The organism is Chitinophaga sp. OAE865, from assembly GCF_040546735.1.
Taxonomy (GTDB): Bacteria; Bacteroidota; Bacteroidia; order Chitinophagales; family Chitinophagaceae; genus Chitinophaga; species Chitinophaga polysaccharea_A.
Genome location: NZ_JBEPOF010000001.1, coordinates 6,738,947 through 6,754,473 on the forward strand (window position 1 = coordinate 6,738,947; position 15,527 = coordinate 6,754,473).

At 47.0% G+C, this 15,527-nt stretch carries 17 protein-coding genes; 5 read left to right on the forward strand and 12 right to left on the reverse strand.

The genetic code is table 11. The features are described 5' to 3' along the window. Positions 1–233 precede the first annotated feature (233 nt). On the forward strand, positions 234–689 hold the full coding sequence (locus ABIE50_RS26950) for an LEA/WHy family protein (protein WP_209865850.1): 456 nt from the start codon (positions 234–236) through the stop codon (positions 687–689). Here ABIE50_RS26950 and ABIE50_RS26955 read toward each other — a convergent pair. The 3 genes from ABIE50_RS26955 to pyrE all read right to left on the reverse strand — a co-directional run bounded on the left by ABIE50_RS26955 (position 686) and on the right by pyrE (position 2,591). After that, positions 686–1,138, reverse strand: a complete 453-nt coding sequence (locus tag ABIE50_RS26955; RefSeq protein WP_209865853.1) for a hypothetical protein — start codon at positions 1,136–1,138, stop codon at positions 686–688. The two genes, ABIE50_RS26950 and ABIE50_RS26955, sit on opposite strands and share 4 nt — an antisense overlap. 388 nt (positions 1,139–1,526) lie before the next feature. After that, on the reverse strand, positions 1,527–1,904 hold the full coding sequence (locus ABIE50_RS26960) for a heavy-metal-associated domain-containing protein (protein WP_209865856.1): 378 nt from the start codon (positions 1,902–1,904) through the stop codon (positions 1,527–1,529). A 51-nt stretch (positions 1,905–1,955) separates the two neighbouring features. Then, positions 1,956–2,591, reverse strand: a complete 636-nt coding sequence (gene pyrE / locus ABIE50_RS26965; RefSeq protein ID WP_142687616.1) for an orotate phosphoribosyltransferase — start codon at positions 2,589–2,591, stop codon at positions 1,956–1,958. Positions 2,592–2,758: 167 nt separating this feature from the next. Here pyrE and ABIE50_RS26970 point away from each other — a divergent pair, with 167 nt between their 5' ends. After that, positions 2,759–3,379: an NUDIX hydrolase gene (locus ABIE50_RS26970; RefSeq protein WP_142687615.1), complete on the forward strand. Its 621-nt coding sequence runs from the start codon at positions 2,759–2,761 to the stop codon at positions 3,377–3,379. Positions 3,380–3,385: 6 nt separating this feature from the next. On the opposite strand, the gene ABIE50_RS26975 is transcribed toward ABIE50_RS26970, so the two are convergent. Genes ABIE50_RS26975 through ABIE50_RS26990 form a run of 4 tightly spaced genes read right to left on the reverse strand, consistent with a single transcriptional unit; the run spans position 3,386 to position 5,755 of the window. Then, positions 3,386–3,817, reverse strand: coding sequence for a hotdog fold thioesterase (locus ABIE50_RS26975; RefSeq protein ID WP_209865859.1), 432 nt, complete (start codon positions 3,815–3,817; stop codon positions 3,386–3,388). Between the two features lie 17 nt (positions 3,818–3,834). After that, on the reverse strand, positions 3,835–4,311 hold the full coding sequence (gene coaD / locus ABIE50_RS26980; protein WP_142687613.1) for a pantetheine-phosphate adenylyltransferase: 477 nt from the start codon (positions 4,309–4,311) through the stop codon (positions 3,835–3,837). A 29-nt stretch (positions 4,312–4,340) separates the two neighbouring features. Further along, the gene (locus tag ABIE50_RS26985; protein ID WP_142687612.1) at positions 4,341–4,895 is read right to left on the reverse strand and encodes an RsmD family RNA methyltransferase; all 555 of its coding nucleotides are present in this window, start codon (positions 4,893–4,895) and stop codon (positions 4,341–4,343) included. After that, positions 4,886–5,755 (reverse strand): DUF3822 family protein, encoded by an 870-nt coding sequence (locus ABIE50_RS26990; RefSeq protein ID WP_209865862.1) that lies wholly within the window; start codon positions 5,753–5,755, stop codon positions 4,886–4,888. The genes ABIE50_RS26985 and ABIE50_RS26990 overlap by 10 nt, the downstream gene beginning before the upstream one ends. 128 nt (positions 5,756–5,883) lie before the next feature. Here ABIE50_RS26990 and ABIE50_RS26995 point away from each other — a divergent pair, with 128 nt between their 5' ends. Continuing rightward, positions 5,884–7,215: an MATE family efflux transporter gene (locus ABIE50_RS26995; RefSeq protein WP_209865866.1), complete on the forward strand. Its 1,332-nt coding sequence runs from the start codon at positions 5,884–5,886 to the stop codon at positions 7,213–7,215. A 95-nt stretch (positions 7,216–7,310) separates the two neighbouring features. Here ABIE50_RS26995 and ABIE50_RS27000 read toward each other — a convergent pair whose 3' ends face one another. The 5 genes from ABIE50_RS27000 to ABIE50_RS27020 all read right to left on the reverse strand — a co-directional run bounded on the left by ABIE50_RS27000 (position 7,311) and on the right by ABIE50_RS27020 (position 11,419). After that, positions 7,311–8,066 carry a tetratricopeptide repeat protein gene (locus ABIE50_RS27000; RefSeq protein ID WP_142687609.1) on the reverse strand — a complete coding sequence of 252 codons (756 nt, stop codon included), beginning with the start codon at positions 8,064–8,066 and terminating at the stop codon, positions 7,311–7,313. An 88-nt stretch (positions 8,067–8,154) separates the two neighbouring features. Beyond that, on the reverse strand, positions 8,155–8,505 hold the full coding sequence (folB, locus tag ABIE50_RS27005; RefSeq protein WP_209865868.1) for a dihydroneopterin aldolase: 351 nt from the start codon (positions 8,503–8,505) through the stop codon (positions 8,155–8,157). 77 nt (positions 8,506–8,582) lie between these two features. Continuing rightward, a complete protein-coding gene (gene trxB / locus ABIE50_RS27010; RefSeq protein ID WP_209865871.1) occupies positions 8,583–9,533 on the reverse strand; it encodes a thioredoxin-disulfide reductase in 951 nt (316 codons plus the stop codon). A 20-nt stretch (positions 9,534–9,553) separates the two neighbouring features. Then, positions 9,554–10,429, reverse strand: coding sequence for a DUF4249 domain-containing protein (locus ABIE50_RS27015; RefSeq protein ID WP_209865875.1), 876 nt, complete (start codon positions 10,427–10,429; stop codon positions 9,554–9,556). A 132-nt stretch (positions 10,430–10,561) separates the two neighbouring features. Next, positions 10,562–11,419: a sigma-70 family RNA polymerase sigma factor gene (locus ABIE50_RS27020; RefSeq protein WP_012793808.1), complete on the reverse strand. Its 858-nt coding sequence runs from the start codon at positions 11,417–11,419 to the stop codon at positions 10,562–10,564. Positions 11,420–11,746: 327 nt separating this feature from the next. Here ABIE50_RS27020 and ABIE50_RS27025 point away from each other — a divergent pair, with 327 nt between their 5' ends. Then, complete coding sequence (locus tag ABIE50_RS27025) at positions 11,747–12,763, forward strand: threonine aldolase family protein (RefSeq protein WP_209865877.1); 1,017 nt, start codon at positions 11,747–11,749, stop codon at positions 12,761–12,763. Between the two features lie 100 nt (positions 12,764–12,863). Further along, a complete protein-coding gene (locus tag ABIE50_RS27030) occupies positions 12,864–15,509 on the forward strand; it encodes a valine--tRNA ligase (protein ID WP_209865890.1) in 2,646 nt (881 codons plus the stop codon). Positions 15,510–15,527 lie beyond the last annotated feature (18 nt).

Here is a 15,527-nt window from a genome sequence, read left to right on the forward strand (position 1 = left end):
AAAGAAATTAGTGAGTTTCTTGCCCAATTTTAGCGGGCTCAGGAAGGAAAACAAAGATAGTGCTTTTCTATAAAGAAATCTTTTATTTATATGTGTTTTATGCATTACCCATTTAAGCGGTCTCCCCCGTTCTTAATATTGCCTCCGTTAAAAGTTTCCCAATTCAACCCTGATTTTTTGATAACTAAATGCTTTGCTGTAGGTTTACAAAAATTAAAATACCTGGTCAGCCGATGAAAGTGTTCCGATTATTAGCCGTTGTTTTTGTCATCTGGGGAGTAGCAAGCTCCTGCGAAAAAAACAAGGATATCCAGTTTGTGAGAGTAGCCGGTATTAGTATGGATGAGCTGGGTATGTCCAAAAGTATTGTACGGATGACCCTGGCATATTATAATCCAAACAACTATCGTCTCCAGTTAAAAGATGCCAACTTCGACCTTTTTTTTGACGACACCCAGGTAGGCCACTCCCTCCAGGATACCACCATTTCCATCCCGGCAAGAGATACTTTTTACTTCCCGGTGAAACTGGAGGTAAATATGGCCAATGTATTTAAAAATGCACTTACCGCTTTCGCCAATAAAGAAGTAACTATCAAAGCCACCGGAAATTGCAAAGTGGGTAAGGCTGGCATTTTTCTTCCTTTCCCGATAAAATGTGAAACCAGGCAGGCGCTGAATTTCTTTTAGTCCTGCTTCAATAAGGCAATAACTTCCAGAATATGCCCGCTTTCGCTGATGCTCCTTAACGGGGACAACCGTAACTCTTTTCTTACACGGTTCAGATCTGCCAGCAGATCTTTTGTAAGCAAATGATGCTGTGCCGCTGCCTGGTAAGCCAGCGCTGTTTTAAGCGCCGATGCCTTTACACGGAAAGTATGCGGGCTATAACGCCCTGGATGCAGGTGGATATAGTGGGCCTTATCTTCTGCCAACCGCAAAATCCACACAGAAGCATCCGATAACACCACTTCTATATAACCACCATTTTTAGCCAACAGTGCCTCATAGTCCGCTCTCGTATTCACCCCTGCCAATCTTAATTGCCCCCTTATTTCATTGAAAATTGCCTCCGGCGTCAGCGACCCAGTATACATATCCATCTGCGAGCCTCCAAGAGAAAGCAGGCGCGTATTCATTTCAGTAGGATCTGACTGGGCAAGCATTTGCCTGAGCGTAGAAAAATGATGCTTCAGCGGATTAAACAGTATCGGAATGGTGGTAAGCTTTTTAAATATTAAACGGCTTTCATTTTTGCCAGGGAAACTGCAGAAACAGACCCGGCCTAATCGATGCCAACAGAGATACCGGGGAAAACAAAGTTAATGACTGTTCCGGGATGCCGGTGTAGGGAAACACCGGTAGAAAGTGTTTATTTATTCCGGAGCATTCTCCACTTTAGCGCCTGCAGGAAAAGGGACTTTCATTTTAATGCCTGTAAACAAGCAGGCTTTATACACAACCGGAAACAATTCAGCCTTTGGCAAACCCGGCCATCGCCGTGCACCAAAGGCTGAAACAGTATGATTAATGCTTTTTCTTCGGATCCATTCCACCTCCGTCTTCCGGCTTCTTGCAGCAGGTAGGCAGTTTGGCGTATGATTCAGGGTTGGCAGTTACATTATCCGCATCATACCCCGCATTTGCAATACCTGTTTTGATGTTCTCAATATTGGTACGGTCGGTATAATATTTTACCGTCGTAATATGCTTTTTGAAATCCACTTTCACTGATTGAACCCCTTCTTCCTGCGACATATACCTTTCAATGCGGTTCTTGCACGATTCACATTGCACAGTTGGCGTGCTGATCTTCGCTGTTTCCACAGCCTTCTGCTTTTGTTGTGCCATTGCCACGCCAACGCCGGCAAACAGGAACAACACTACTAATTTTAGGATACGCATAGTTGTAATATTATTACCCGAATATACAAAAAAAGTGATATACAATTTTCACTACTTACCCCACTGATCCGGTGCGCTTCTCCAGGCCTGCAACGTGGCAATTTCATCGGCAGATACAATCCCTTTTTCTTCAGCAAGCGCAATCATCGCAGAATAATTGCTAAGCGAATAAAATGGTACGCCCGCCGCCTCAAAGGCTTTCACCGCCACATCAAAACCATAGTTAAAAATAGATACCATGCCTGTTACTTCACCGCCAGCGGCACGTATGGCCTGTACGGCCTCCAGGCTGCTTTTACCCGTTGAAATCAGGTCTTCTATTACCACCACAGGCTGCCCTGGCTGTAATACCCCTTCAATCTGGTTGCCCATACCATGCTCTTTCGGCTTGGATCTTACATAAATAAATGGCAGCTTCAGCTGATCCGCTACCAGCGCTCCGTGTGGAATACCTGCTGTAGCCACTCCTGCAATTACAGCGGCATCAGGGAAAGTTTCAAACACCAGGTTGCACAACTCTGATTTAATATAGTCGCGCACATAAGGGAAAGATAAAATCTTCCTGTTATCGCAATAGATCGGTGATTTCCAGCCGGATGCCCACGTAAAAGGCTGGGCAGGGCTTAATTTAACGGCCTGCACCTGCAGTAATTTTTCTGCAACTTGTTTTTCGCTTACTTTATTCATACAAGCGCCAAAAGTACTATCATTTTGGAATAAACGGACATACATTTTGGAATAACATTATTCTGCCTGAGCTATGCCAAACGAATTCAGGCAGCGCGCCTTGAACCGGTTTTACATCTTCCTAAATTCTCAATTCGTAATTCACAATTCGTAATTACATTTGCGGCATGCAAGCAAATATTACGATCTACCTCAACGAACGTCCGCTCCTGCTGAGTGCTGATACCACCTCCATTCCGGCCCGCCTCAATGGCGCCAAAGTATACGATAACCCGGATACAAAAAAGATGGAAAATGTATTACAAAAGCTGGAAGATGGGAAAAAAGACGCAGCAGTGTTTATTGCACCGGATATAAAACAGCTCTTCAAAAAAGTATCTCTTCATTTCACTACACTGGTAGCGGCGGGCGGCCTGGTAACCAACCCGGCAGGCGAAGTGCTGATGATGTTTCGTCGCGGCAAATGGGACCTGCCCAAAGGAAAACAGGATCCGGGGGAGGATCTCGAAACCTGCGCATTACGTGAAGTAGCCGAAGAAACAGGCCTTCACAACGTTTCGCTGGAACATAAGATCACGGAAACGTTCCACTACTATCCCATGAAAAATAAAAAAGTACTGAAACATACCTATTGGTACCGGATGTTGTTTACCGGCACCGAATTAACCGTTCCGCAGATAGAAGAGGATATCCAGGACCTGCAATGGATCAAACCGGGAAACGTGGACAAATACCTTAAATACTCCTATGAAAATATAAGAGAGGTTTTCAGGGCGGCAGATATCTGATGCCATTTATCTTTTAGCCAGAATGGCCACTGTAAGCCGGCTTACACATACCAGCTTATGCTGGTCGTCCGTGATACGGATATCCCATACATGGCTGGTACTGCCTATATGCAAAGGCCGGGCACAGGCATGTACATAGCCTTCCCTCACACCTTTTATATGGTTGGCATTGATCTCTATACCCACGCATATTTGCTTTTCAGGGTCAATGATCAGGCCGGATGCCATGCTGCCCACGGTTTCAGCCAGGGCCGCAGAAGCGCCGCCATGCAATAAACCATACGGTTGTATGGTTCTGTGATCCACCGGCATCATCATTTTCAGATAATCCGGACCTATTTCGGTAAACTCCATCCCCAAACATGTAGCCATGGTGGTGCCTCCCATTTCATTTAACTGGTCCAGTGAGATCTTGGTATTGTGCCAGATCGTTTTCATAATATCTGCTTTAAAAATTATTGCTTCAAACGTTTGATGCCTTCAAGTACCGCCTGTGGCAGGAATGGCGTTACATCACCTCCATACTTATAAATATCCCTCACCAGCGTGGAGGCAATGCTGGAATACTGGGGAACCGTTGTTAAAAAGATGGTTTCAATTTCGGGCGCCACAGTGCGGTTCACATCGGCAATCGCTTTCTCGTATTCAAAATCACTCACGTAGCGGATCCCCCTTAAAATAAAACGTGCGTTTAACTGTCTGCAGAAATCTACGGTCAGCCCGGAGTAAGAGGCTACCTCCACCCGCGGATCATCTTTATACATCTCCCTGATCCAGCTCATCCGCTCCTCCAGTGCAAACATAGGCGTTTTGCTGCTGTTTACGCCGATGCCTATCACCAGCCGGTCAAACAGTTCAAGCCCGCGATGAATGATATCTGTATGGCCCAGTGTAATAGGATCAAATGTGCCTGGGAATAAACAAGTCCTCATATGAGTGTAATTAAGTTATCGGTAAGTGGTCAGCGTTTCAATTCCTCCCGGTTAATAAATATGGAGAACACCGTTGCCCCATAGTTCCTTTCAGAGCGGTAGTAAGAATAATCCTGGAACTTCTTATGCTGCGTGTGTTCCACCACCAGCCAGCCTTCGGGGTTCAGCAACTCTTTTTCAAACACCAGCAGGGGCAGCTGATCCAGCGTTTCCATCATATAGGGAGGATCAGCAAAAATGAAGTCGAACTTTTCCGTGCATTGCTGAAGGTATTTGAAAACATCCATTTTCACCGTTTTAAGGTGCTCTATTCCCAATGCCAGGGCTGTTTTACTAATAAAAGCAGCCATTGCCGGGTCTTTCTCCACAATGGTCATATCTGTTGCGCCCCTGGAAGCGAGTTCAAAACTGATGCTCCCTGTACCGCCAAAAATATCCAGTGTTTTTAAAGATGGAATATCCAGGTTATTTTCGATGATATTAAACAACCCTCCTTTCGCAATATCTGTAGTAGGTCGGGTATGCGGCATTTTTGCAGGTGGTTGTATCTTTCGTCCCCCTCTCGTTCCTCCTATTATACGCATAGCGCTAACGCATATAAGTTATGAAAATAATAGCCTGGTATTTCCTGCATTTTGGTGATATAACTGAAGCCAGGTATCCTCTGTATCCACTCCAGGTGCGGTATGAACTTATACATTTCCTGGTATACACCGGCATCAGTAGCTACTGCCCCTCCCAACTTCACTTTTACGAGCTGCTCATCCAGTTCCAGCTGACGGAGCGTGCTCACCAGGGTATATACCACATCCAGCCCCGACTGGTAATCGCCTTCCTGCTGGATCAGGAGCTTACCACCGGCATAAACCGTCATTGTAAACCGCTGCTGGTCTACTTCCACGAAGGCAATGCCATCTTTTGCCTGGAAATCCAGGTCCTTCGGGTACGACTGCAACAGGGCGGAATTGGCATGTATCACCAGGTCTGTAGAAAACTCTTTGCGTAAAAAGCCAAGCAGGTCTTTATCCACACTGTACACATTCACCATCGGCAACGACGGCAGCAGGTCAGACAGTACCGCTTCCTGCATCTTTTCCGGTACAGCCAGGTGCAGAAAATCCTTTTTCATCGACGGCGTATAGTACATATGCGGCACCAGCACGCCTCCGCCGGTATTAAAGGCCAGCAGGATAGATTTAAAGGCAGTAAATAGCAGTTTGTCGGTGTCAAATACCTGTTCTATCATCTCCAGGTCGGCCAGGGCCAGCTTCCTGGGGGTAAAATGATAGGATTTCAACGCCAGGAATTTCCTTGTAGCCGGATCAAACACTACATAGCTGAATGTTCCGTTTCCTACCAGTACCAGTAAATTACAGGCAGTGAGATCAGTTTCCAGCAGTGTTTCATCGTCTACTGTAAATGCAGGATGGATGTTATAAGCCACGGGCATATTTAACCTTTCAAATGAATTACAATAATACTCTTTTTAGTTAATTGGTGAGGGCGTTTTGTTGTTTTATATAGGGGAGATGATCAGCAGATACACCTATCTTTGTCCTATACCTACGATTCATGCAACTGGAAGTCAACACCCGGCAGATTATCAAAATAGCAGGACCTATATGCCTGGCGCTTATTATCCCGCAGATCAACCACATTACCAATACTGCCTTTGTAGGGCGCCTGGGCGAATTTGAACTGGCCGCCAATGGGATTGCGGGTATCTATTACCTGGTAATGTACATGATTGCCTATGGCCTTAACAATGGGATGCAGGTACTTATTGCCCGGAGGGCCGGCCAGCAGCAATATGCCGGTATAGGGCAATTGTTTTCCAACGGTATACAGGTGGGGCTCTTTTTTTCCGGGCTGGCCATCCTGCTCACATTGCTGGCTGCTCCCTGGTTCTTTTCCAAAAGCCTCCACGACACCCAAATCATTTCGGCAGCTGTTTCGTTTATCCGTATCCGTATATGGGGGCTTCCTTTTCTTATGCTGCTGAATATGGCCAATGCATTTTATATAGGCAGCGGACATTCAAAGGTGCTCGCGGTTACCTCCCTCTTCCAGGAAATGATGAACATTTTTTTTGACTATGTACTTATTTTCGGAAAGCTCGGGCTGCCTGCCATGGGGCTCAACGGCGCTGCTACCGCTTCGGTTATTGCTGAGATCACCGGCTGCAGCGTAGCGTTCAGTATCCTGTTCATCCGGCGGTATCACCTGCAGTACAGCCTGTTCAGTTATCTGCGGCTCAACTGGGGCATTATCCGGAATATACTGAATGTATCGGCGCCGCTGATTGTTCAGTTCCTCTTTAGTATAGGCGGGTGGTTTGTGTTCTTTATTTTTATTGAGCACCTGGGCGAGCGTCCGCTGGCAGTATCCAATATGCTCCGCAGTATCTTTGGTTTCTTTGGCATCTTCACCTGGGCGCTGGCAGCAGCCTGCAATACCATGGTGAGCAATATCATAGGACAGGGGCGTCCCGAACAGGTATTTCCCATTATCCGGAAAATTGTGGTCATCAGTGCCGGATGTGCTATGGCCATGTGTATTGTGGTGAACCTGTTCCCTTATACGTTGCTTCATATCTATACCAACAGCGCCGACCTGATCACCATGGCTATACCATCTATCAGGGTGATTACCCTGAGCACAATACTTATGGCGGTGGCAGCGGTGGTAATGAGTGGCGTGGTAGGTACCGGCAATACAAGAATTAACCTGGTAACGGAAATAATCGCGGTTCTCGGCTACCTGTTGTATTGCGATATCGTTATTGAAAGAATGCGCAGCGAGCTGCACTGGGCCTGGGGAGCTGATTTCATCTACTGGATCATTATCTTCGGCATAAGCTACTGGTACCTTCGCAGTGGCAGGTGGAAAGGAAAGGAGATCTGAAAAACTTCTGATTCTCCCTTAAATTTCAGCATTTAAAAAACAAAATCCGTGTAATCAGCGAAATCATTATTATCCTGAGTCAGACAAGATCCGTGTTATTGCAGATCGTCCAGCATTTTTTTGCAATCCGCTTTGATGCTGGCATCATCCTGGGTGATGTTACGTAACGTAAGCGCTTTTTTCAGCACTTCAATGGCCTTTTCCTGCTGATCATCTGCTTTATAGGCGCGGGCCAGTTCGTAGTAGTTGAGAATAAAAGCGGGGTCGAGCTGGCGGCACTTTTCATAATTGCTGATGGCATTTGCCAGCGAGCCATCGGGTAAGCCTCCAAACAGCATTTTGGCTGCACCTCTTTCAAAGGCATTCAGGTTGGCCACTTCAAAATTCCATTTGCCTAAAACATGATAACCCTGTGCCAGGGAAGGATTGAACTTAATAGACAGTTCTGCGTACTTCTTTACATCCTTGGAGGCAGCTACTTTATCTTTTGCGCCGGAGATCAATGCCATGCGCCCCATGGCAATGGCCATGGACAGATTAGATTCGGGGCTGTTGGGATTTACCTTAAGCGCCTGCTGGGCATAGCTTTTAGCAAGATTGAAATAGCTGATTTTATCTTCCTTGTTTTTTTGCCGGTTGCCGATGCGGGAACATAGCTGGCTGGCCTGGTTCAGGGCATCCAGTTCAGCAGGTTGTATTTTGAGGATTTCCTTATCTTTTTCAAATGCTTCGCTTTCCTTCATTTGTTTCTCCAGCTGCCTGGCTTCATCCATCATTTCACTGACACTCTGGGCCTGTACATACAGTACCGCTGATAATAAAAAGCAAACTGCCATGATCCGTTTCAACATAGGACAGGTTTTTACAGCGTAAGAATTTGTTGATTAACTTATAGCTATAAATTTACGGAAACATCATACATATCCCAAAAAATAGTGCTTAGTAGTCTTTCTCCAGCGACACGAGCGAATTGCGGATAGTAGCGCCCATGGGGGGATTCATTTTACGGAGGGTAACTGTGCTGTGCTGGATACCTGGATACCGTTGCTTAAGCGCATCGGTTAGCTCATATACCACTTCCTCCAGTAAAGGCCGTGGAACAGCCATCACTTCCTTAGCTACTTCATAGATACCCTGGTAGTTAATTGTTTCTGATAAATCATCCACCGGCACGGTACCGGGTATACGAACTGCCACATCCAGCACGAAGTGGTTACCAATAATGGTTTCTTCCGGGTATAAACCATGGTAAGCATAGAAAGTGGCCTGTTCGAGTGCGATCGTAAGCATAAAAGGAAATTAGGCATAATGAGCAATGGATCTGCAGGGATATCTTTCCCACAGATCCACTATTCATTTACAATTTATTATTGGTGGTGTTCTTTTGCCGACAAGTACCTTTCTGCATCCAGCGCGGCCATACATCCGCTGCCGGCGGCAGTTACCGCCTGGCGGTAAATTTTATCCTGTACATCGCCGCAGGCAAACACGCCTTCCACGCTGGTACGGCTGGAGCCTGGCTCTGTAACAATGTATTCCTGTTCATCCAGGGTCAGGTAGTTTTTAAAGATACCGGAATTGGGCTGGTGGCCAATAGCCACGAAGAACGCGCTCACCGGTATTTCTTTCTTTTCACCTGTTTTGTTATTCAGGATACGAAGACCTTCCACTTTGTTCTCGCCCAATACTTCATCTGTTTCAGAATTCCAGTACACGATAATGTTGGAGGTTTTCAGTACACGGTCCTGCATTACTTTGGAAGCCCGCATTTCATGGCGGCGTACCAGCATATGCACGGTGCTGCACATTTTAGAAAGATAAAGCGCTTCTTCTGCTGCGGTATCGCCGGCGCCTACAATAGCCACCTCTTTACCACGGAAGAAGAACCCGTCGCAAACAGCGCAGGCGCTTACGCCGCTGCCATTCAAACGTTGCTCTGAAGGAAGTCCAAGCCATTTGGCGGAAGCGCCGGTAGCGATAATGATCGCATCTGCGGTGATTTCCTTCTCTTCGTCGATCGTTACTTTATAAGGCTGTTTACTGAAATCCACGGAAGTTGCCATTCCATAGCGGATATCGGCGCCCATACGGACAGCCTGTTTTTCAAAATCCACCATCATTTCCGGTCCCTGGATACCTTCGGGGTAACCGGGATAGTTTTCGACTTCAGTAGTGATGGTTAATTGTCCGCCGGGTTGAATCCCCTGGTATAATACTGGTTTAAGGTTGGCTCTTGCAGCATAGATAGCAGCGGTATAACCGGCAGGGCCGGAACCGATGATCAATAAATGCACATGCTCCTGTTGCTTGTTTTCCATTTTGTTTGCTGTATGTATAATTACCTGCTAATAATAATTGTTTTATAGGTTACTGTATAGCCGCCCCAGTAGCCTAATGCGCCGGGTATATTCCCTAATATCTTTGTGGGCGATGCAAAAGGACTACCATTACTGTTGAAAGCGAAATCCAGTGTTCTCCAGAAATCCCAGGTTGCTTTGTCAATATTACAAAACTTCAGGGTAACGGTATCGCCCGGTGCAAAGAACTGATCCTCCCTGTCATCCGGGTCCAGGTTCTTATTTACCCCGGCGTCCACAGGAATTTCAAATGTTGTGCCGTTCACCAGCTTATCGTCTATCACAGAGCTCTGTCCCGGCAGGAACACTTCACTGTTCCGCTTTGTAAAATATCTTCCATAGTTCCCAAATGCAGGAGCATCCGTTATCTTCACCCATAAGCGGGCCTTTACAGAATCATCTACTGTCACTAATGTCCACCAAAGGGAGTCCAGCTGCATGCCACGCGCCGGTATAGTTGTCACGGACTCATATGCCTTATTGTCAGCGTTAACGCGTAAGGTATAGGTACCCGGCACTTTCCCGGTGAAGTTACCGGATGGTTGTGAAAGATCCGGCAGGTATGCAAAGAACTTCATGCCTCCGGTATCTATCGACTGTTCTTTCAGTGTCATGGTCCTATTGCCGTCGGAAACGGTAACAGTAGCATTATGTACAAAGACATTTGATAATGCAGCCGGATCTATCTGTGAAAAATAGTTAAGGCTATGCGTGAGTATTACCACCGGATAAGACCCGCTTTCAAACCTGCCTTCCACTACCAGTTGCGGCTCCTGCACCGGCAGGGCAACACTGATATCTTTCTCGCAGGCGGCAAAGATCATGGTGAACATGATAAAGAAGAGCGGTATACGCATGAGTGCAAAAATAAGGGCTGTTCACTAAATAAGAACACCGGCCATGTATTTACAAGGCCGGTGTTCTTATAGAATAAAGAGGATTAGTAGATTTATTCTTTCGTTAGTGTTAACTCAGCGAATAAAGGTATTTTATCCCAGGTATGATTTCAGGGCGCCACTATAGCGGGCTTTTTGCAGCCTTTTAATAGCGCGTTCTTTAATCTGCCTGATTCTTTCTTTTGTCAGATCGTATTTCTGACCGATTTGTTCGATTGTTGCGCCATTTTCACCATCCAGACCAAAATAGGCATTCACAATTTCAGCTTCGCGTGGGCTCAGGGATTTTAATACCCGGCGTATTTCCTCGCGGAGTGAATCTCTCATCACGTCATCGTCAGTAATATCTCCACCTTCCAGCAAATCGCCCATGGCTACATCTTCTGCTTCGTGCACGGGTGCATCCAGCGACATGTGACGGGTGTTGCTCTGGAAAATATTGTTAATTTCTGATTCAGACATCTCCAGGATTTCTGCGAGTTCCTCGGTAGAAGGTTCACGCTCGTTTTCCTGTTCAAATGCCATATAAGCTTTGTTAGCTTTGTTATAAGTGCCAATTTTATTTTGCGGAAGACGAACAAGACGACCCTGTTCAGCCAATGCCTGCAGAATGGATTGGCGAATCCACCATACTGCATAAGAGATAAATTTGAAACCTTTGGTTTCATCGAAACGCTGCGCCGCCTTGATCAAGCCGAGATTACCTTCGTTAATCAGGTCACTCAGGCTAAGGCCCTGGTGCTGATACTGCTTCGCAACAGAAACAACGAAACGTAAGTTTCCTGTAGTCAATCTTTCAAGAGCCTTTTGATCGCCCATTTTAATGCGCTGCGCCAAAACGGTCTCTTCCTCAGGTGTTAACAAAGGGATCTTCGAGATTTCCTGCAGGTATTTTTCTACCGCCTGCGAATCACGATTGGTGATCTGGGTGGCAATTTTAAGTTGCCTCATATGAAAAATTGTATTGGTTTATAAATAAATAACAGCGAAAGAAAATTTTTGTTCGGAACTTTTAAAATTATTAACTTACAAAGTTTCCCGCGCTTTATTGTTTGTTTCGAAATAAGTCTGCAAAGATCGTGCTAACCAATCACTCTACCAAATCCTTCTTATATTTGCCAGCCATATAACAAAGTACAGTTTTAAAACGGAATTTTATAGTGCTTTAGTCCCTCTGCGGTGCTGGTTTATACAAATTTTAACAATTGATAAAGAATCATATTTAAATTAACATCTTAACTAATTTAATTGTTAAGCCGTTGCAAATTTTTCAATAAAATGATTGACTTTAGAAGCGACACTTTTACACGTCCCGGCCCTGGCATGTTACAGGCGATGCTGCAGGCAGAAACCGGTGATGACGTTTTCGGTGAAGACCCCAGCATCAACAAACTGGAAGCCATGATGGCAGAATACTTTGGCAAACCGGCAGCCTTGTACTGTCCTTCCGGCACAATGAGTAACCAGATCGCCATTAAAGTACATACGTTGCCAGGGGATGAAGTGGTTTGCAGTAACCTCGCCCACGTATATATTTATGAAGGAGGCGGCATCGCCTTCAACTCCGGCGCCCAGGTACATGCCCTCGTCGGCGACCGTGGCATGATCCGCGCCACCCAGGTAGAAGCAGCCATCAACCCGGATGATGTACATAAAGCCCGCACCAGCCTTGTTTGTCTTGAAAATACCTCCAACCGCGGCGGCGGATGCTGCTACGACTGGGACGAAATGGTAAAGATCGGCGACGTTTGCAAAAAACACGGGCTAGCACTGCACCTCGACGGCGCCCGTCTCTTTAACGCACTGGTAGCCACCGGCCAGGCCCCTAAGGCATACGGGCAACTGTTCGACAGCATTTCCGTTTGCCTCAACAAAGGAATGGGCTGCCCCATGGGCTCTGTTCTGCTGGGCAGCGAAACCTTTATCAAAGCCGCAAGACGTATCCGCAAGAAATTGGGGGGCGGCCTCCGCCAGGCCGGGTTCATGGCGGCCACCGGTATCTATGCCATGGAAAACAATATAGCCAGGCTCGCCGAAGACCATCTCCACGCCAAACAAATTGCCCAGGCCCTGCTGGAAAAATCCTTCATCGGCCACATGCTCCCGGTGGAAACCAATATCCTCATTTTTGAAGTAACCGGCGACTGGTCCCCGCAGCTCTTTGCCGACTACCTTAAAAAACAAGGCATCCTCGTTATGCCTATTTCCCCCTCACAGGTCAGGATAGTCACCCACCTCGATGTTACACCGGAAATGATTGCGCAAACCTGCGAAATCATCGCAGAGATGGCATAACCAAAACGATAACACAATTTAAAGGGCAAGGATTCCTGCCCTTTAAATTTCCATCTCTCCCTAATCTCCGTTATTTTTGCCACCTTATATTATGAATAGCATGGAACTTTCGAAAAATTACCTGCCTGCAACGGTTGAAGAAAAATGGTATCAACAATGGATGGACAAAGGCTACTTCCGCTCCAAACCGGATGGCCGCCAACCCTTTACTGTCGTCATCCCCCCGCCAAATGTGACCGGAGTACTGCATCTTGGCCATACCCTCAATGAAACCGTCCAGGATATCCTGGTGCGCCGGGCTCGTATGAGCGGCTTCAACGCCTGCTGGGTTCCAGGTTCCGACCACGCCTCCATTGCCACGGAAGCCAAGGTGGTAAATATGCTCAAACAGGAAAAAGGCATCGAAAAATCACAACTCACCCGCGAAGAATTTCTCAAATATGCCTTCGAATGGAAAGATAAATATGGAGATATCATCTATCACCAGATAAAAAAACTCGGCTGCAGCTGCGACTGGGACCGCGTTACCTTTACCATGGACGATCACTACTACAAAGCTGTGATCACCGTTTTTATCGATCTTTATAAAAAAGGCGTGATCTACCGAGGCGCGCGCATGATCAACTGGGATCCCAAGGCCAAAACAGCTTTGAGCGACGAAGAAGTAGAATACAAAGACCTGCAGGGTAAGCTCTATCACGTAAAATACGCCATTACGGATGCTAAAGGCATTGCTACCGGCGAATATATCACCATCGCCACCCAGCGCCCTGAAACCATCATGGGCGATACCGCCATCTGCGTAAACCCGGATGATGAAAGATACGCCCACCTCAAAGGACACTTTGCTGTAGTGCCGCTGGTGAACCGCAGCGTGCCCATTATATTTGATACCTACGTAGACAAAGAATTCGGTACCGGTGCGCTGAAAGTAACACCTGCGCATGATATCAACGACTATAACCTGGGTCTGAAACATAACCTGGAAATAGTGGATACCCTCAACGACGACGGTACGCTTAGTCCGGCCGCTGTAGTATTTGTAGGGGAAGACCGCTTCATTGCCCGTAAAAAAGTAGTAGCCGCCCTGGCGGAACAGGGGCTGCTCGTAAAGGAGCAGGAATATACCACCCGCCTCGGTTACAGCCAGCGTAATCCCGACACGGTAGTGGAGCCCCGCATCTCCACCCAGTGGTTTGTAAAAATGGCGGAAATGGCCAAACCGGCCCTGGATGCAGTGGTAAACGGTGATGTGAAGATCCATCCCGGCGACCGCTTCCTGGCGACCTACAAATATTGGATGGAAAATGTGAAAGACTGGTGTATTTCCCGCCAGCTTTGGTGGGGCCAGCAAATCCCTGCCTGGTATGCGCCTGATGGCTCCTTTGAGGTTGCCGCCACCGCAGCCGAAGCAGTACAGCAGTTTGCTGCCCGCAGCATCACCGTGTCTGCCGCTGAGCTCAAACAGGACGAGGATTGCCTGGACACCTGGTTCAGCTCCTGGCTCTGGCCAATGGAAGTGTTCAATGGCATATCCCAACCGGATAATGAAGATATCAATTACTACTACCCTACCTCCGTACTGGTAACCGGGCAGGATATCATCTTCTTCTGGGTAGCCCGTATGATCATGGCCGGACTGGAATACAAGGAGGTAAAACCTTTTGCCGACGTATATTTCACCGGGATGGTGCGCGACAAACAAGGCCGTAAAATGAGTAAACAGCTCGGTAATTCACCAGACCTGCTGGAGCTTATCCATGCCTATGGCGCAGATGCCGTTCGTTTCGGTATCATGATCTCCTCTCCTGCCGGTAACGACCTCCTGTACGACGATTCCAGCTGTGAACAGGGGCGCAACTTCTGTAATAAAATATGGAATGCCCTGAAACTGGTGAAGATGTGGGAACAACGCCAGGAAGAAGATAACAACACCGCTGCAGATAACTTCGCTGTGAAGTGGTTTGAAAGCAGGTTGAATGAAGTTCAATCGGAAGTAGCGGCACTGCATAAGGATTTCCGCCTCAGCGAAGGCCTCAAAGCCATTTACAGCCTGGTATGGGACGACTTCTGCAGCTGGTACCTGGAATGGGTTAAACCGGGTTTTGAACAACCGATCCCTGCGTCCATTTATCGTAAAACCATTTACTTCTTCGAACAGCTGATGCAGCTGCTGCACCCATATATGCCTTTTATTACAGAAGAAATATACCAGCAGCTCACCACCCGCGCGGAAGATGATTCCCTGATGATGAAGCAGTTCACCACACCGCAGGCGCCGGTACATGCCACCCTGCTGGAAGGTACGCTGGCCAAGGAAGTGATCAGCAGCATCCGCGATGCTCGTAATAAACACCAGATAAAACCAAAAGATCCGATCGTACTGCACATTGAAACCAAACACGATAACGCGTTCAAACAAATTGAAAGCATGCTCGCCAAACAGGTGAATGCAAAAGCCATTCATTATGTACAGGAACCCGTGCCAGGTTGCATTACCCTTGTGATCCAGAAAGATAAATTCTACCTGGGAACAGAAACCGCACTGGACACTACCGCCCAGAAAGCAGCACTCACCAAAGACCTGGAATACCTCAAAGGATTCCTGGCCTCTGTAGAAAAGAAACTCAGCAATGAGCGCTTCGTACAGAACGCTAAAGCAGAAGCCGTGGACGCAGAGCGTCAGAAAAAAGCAGATGCCGAAGCAAAGATTGCTGTTATAGAGGAAAGTTTAAAGACCTTATAATTTTTAAGATCGCCCGGT

Coding starts and splice junctions, on each gene's coding strand:
- ABIE50_RS26985 (WP_142687612.1), bottom strand. CDS start 4,895: ATGCGTATAATAGGAGGAACGAGAGGGGGACGAAAGATACAACCACCT.
- ABIE50_RS26970 (WP_142687615.1), top strand. CDS start 2,759: ATGCAAGCAAATATTACGATCTACCTCAACGAACGTCCGCTCCTGCTG.
- ABIE50_RS26955 (WP_209865853.1), bottom strand. CDS start 1,138: ATGAATACGCGCCTGCTTTCTCTTGGAGGCTCGCAGATGGATATGTAT.
- ABIE50_RS27025 (WP_209865877.1), top strand. CDS start 11,747: ATGATTGACTTTAGAAGCGACACTTTTACACGTCCCGGCCCTGGCATG.
- trxB (WP_209865871.1), bottom strand. CDS start 9,533: ATGGAAAACAAGCAACAGGAGCATGTGCATTTATTGATCATCGGTTCC.
- pyrE (WP_142687616.1), bottom strand. CDS start 2,591: ATGAATAAAGTAAGCGAAAAACAAGTTGCAGAAAAATTACTGCAGGTG.
- ABIE50_RS27015 (WP_209865875.1), bottom strand. CDS start 10,429: ATGCGTATACCGCTCTTCTTTATCATGTTCACCATGATCTTTGCCGCC.
- ABIE50_RS26975 (WP_209865859.1), bottom strand. CDS start 3,817: ATGAAAACGATCTGGCACAATACCAAGATCTCACTGGACCAGTTAAAT.
- ABIE50_RS27030 (WP_209865890.1), top strand. CDS start 12,864: ATGGAACTTTCGAAAAATTACCTGCCTGCAACGGTTGAAGAAAAATGG.
- ABIE50_RS26995 (WP_209865866.1), top strand. CDS start 5,884: ATGCAACTGGAAGTCAACACCCGGCAGATTATCAAAATAGCAGGACCT.
- ABIE50_RS27020 (WP_012793808.1), bottom strand. CDS start 11,419: ATGAGGCAACTTAAAATTGCCACCCAGATCACCAATCGTGATTCGCAG.
- folB (WP_209865868.1), bottom strand. CDS start 8,505: ATGCTTACGATCGCACTCGAACAGGCCACTTTCTATGCTTACCATGGT.
- coaD (WP_142687613.1), bottom strand. CDS start 4,311: ATGAGGACTTGTTTATTCCCAGGCACATTTGATCCTATTACACTGGGC.
- ABIE50_RS27000 (WP_142687609.1), bottom strand. CDS start 8,066: ATGTTGAAACGGATCATGGCAGTTTGCTTTTTATTATCAGCGGTACTG.
- ABIE50_RS26960 (WP_209865856.1), bottom strand. CDS start 1,904: ATGCGTATCCTAAAATTAGTAGTGTTGTTCCTGTTTGCCGGCGTTGGC.
- ABIE50_RS26950 (WP_209865850.1), top strand. CDS start 234: ATGAAAGTGTTCCGATTATTAGCCGTTGTTTTTGTCATCTGGGGAGTA.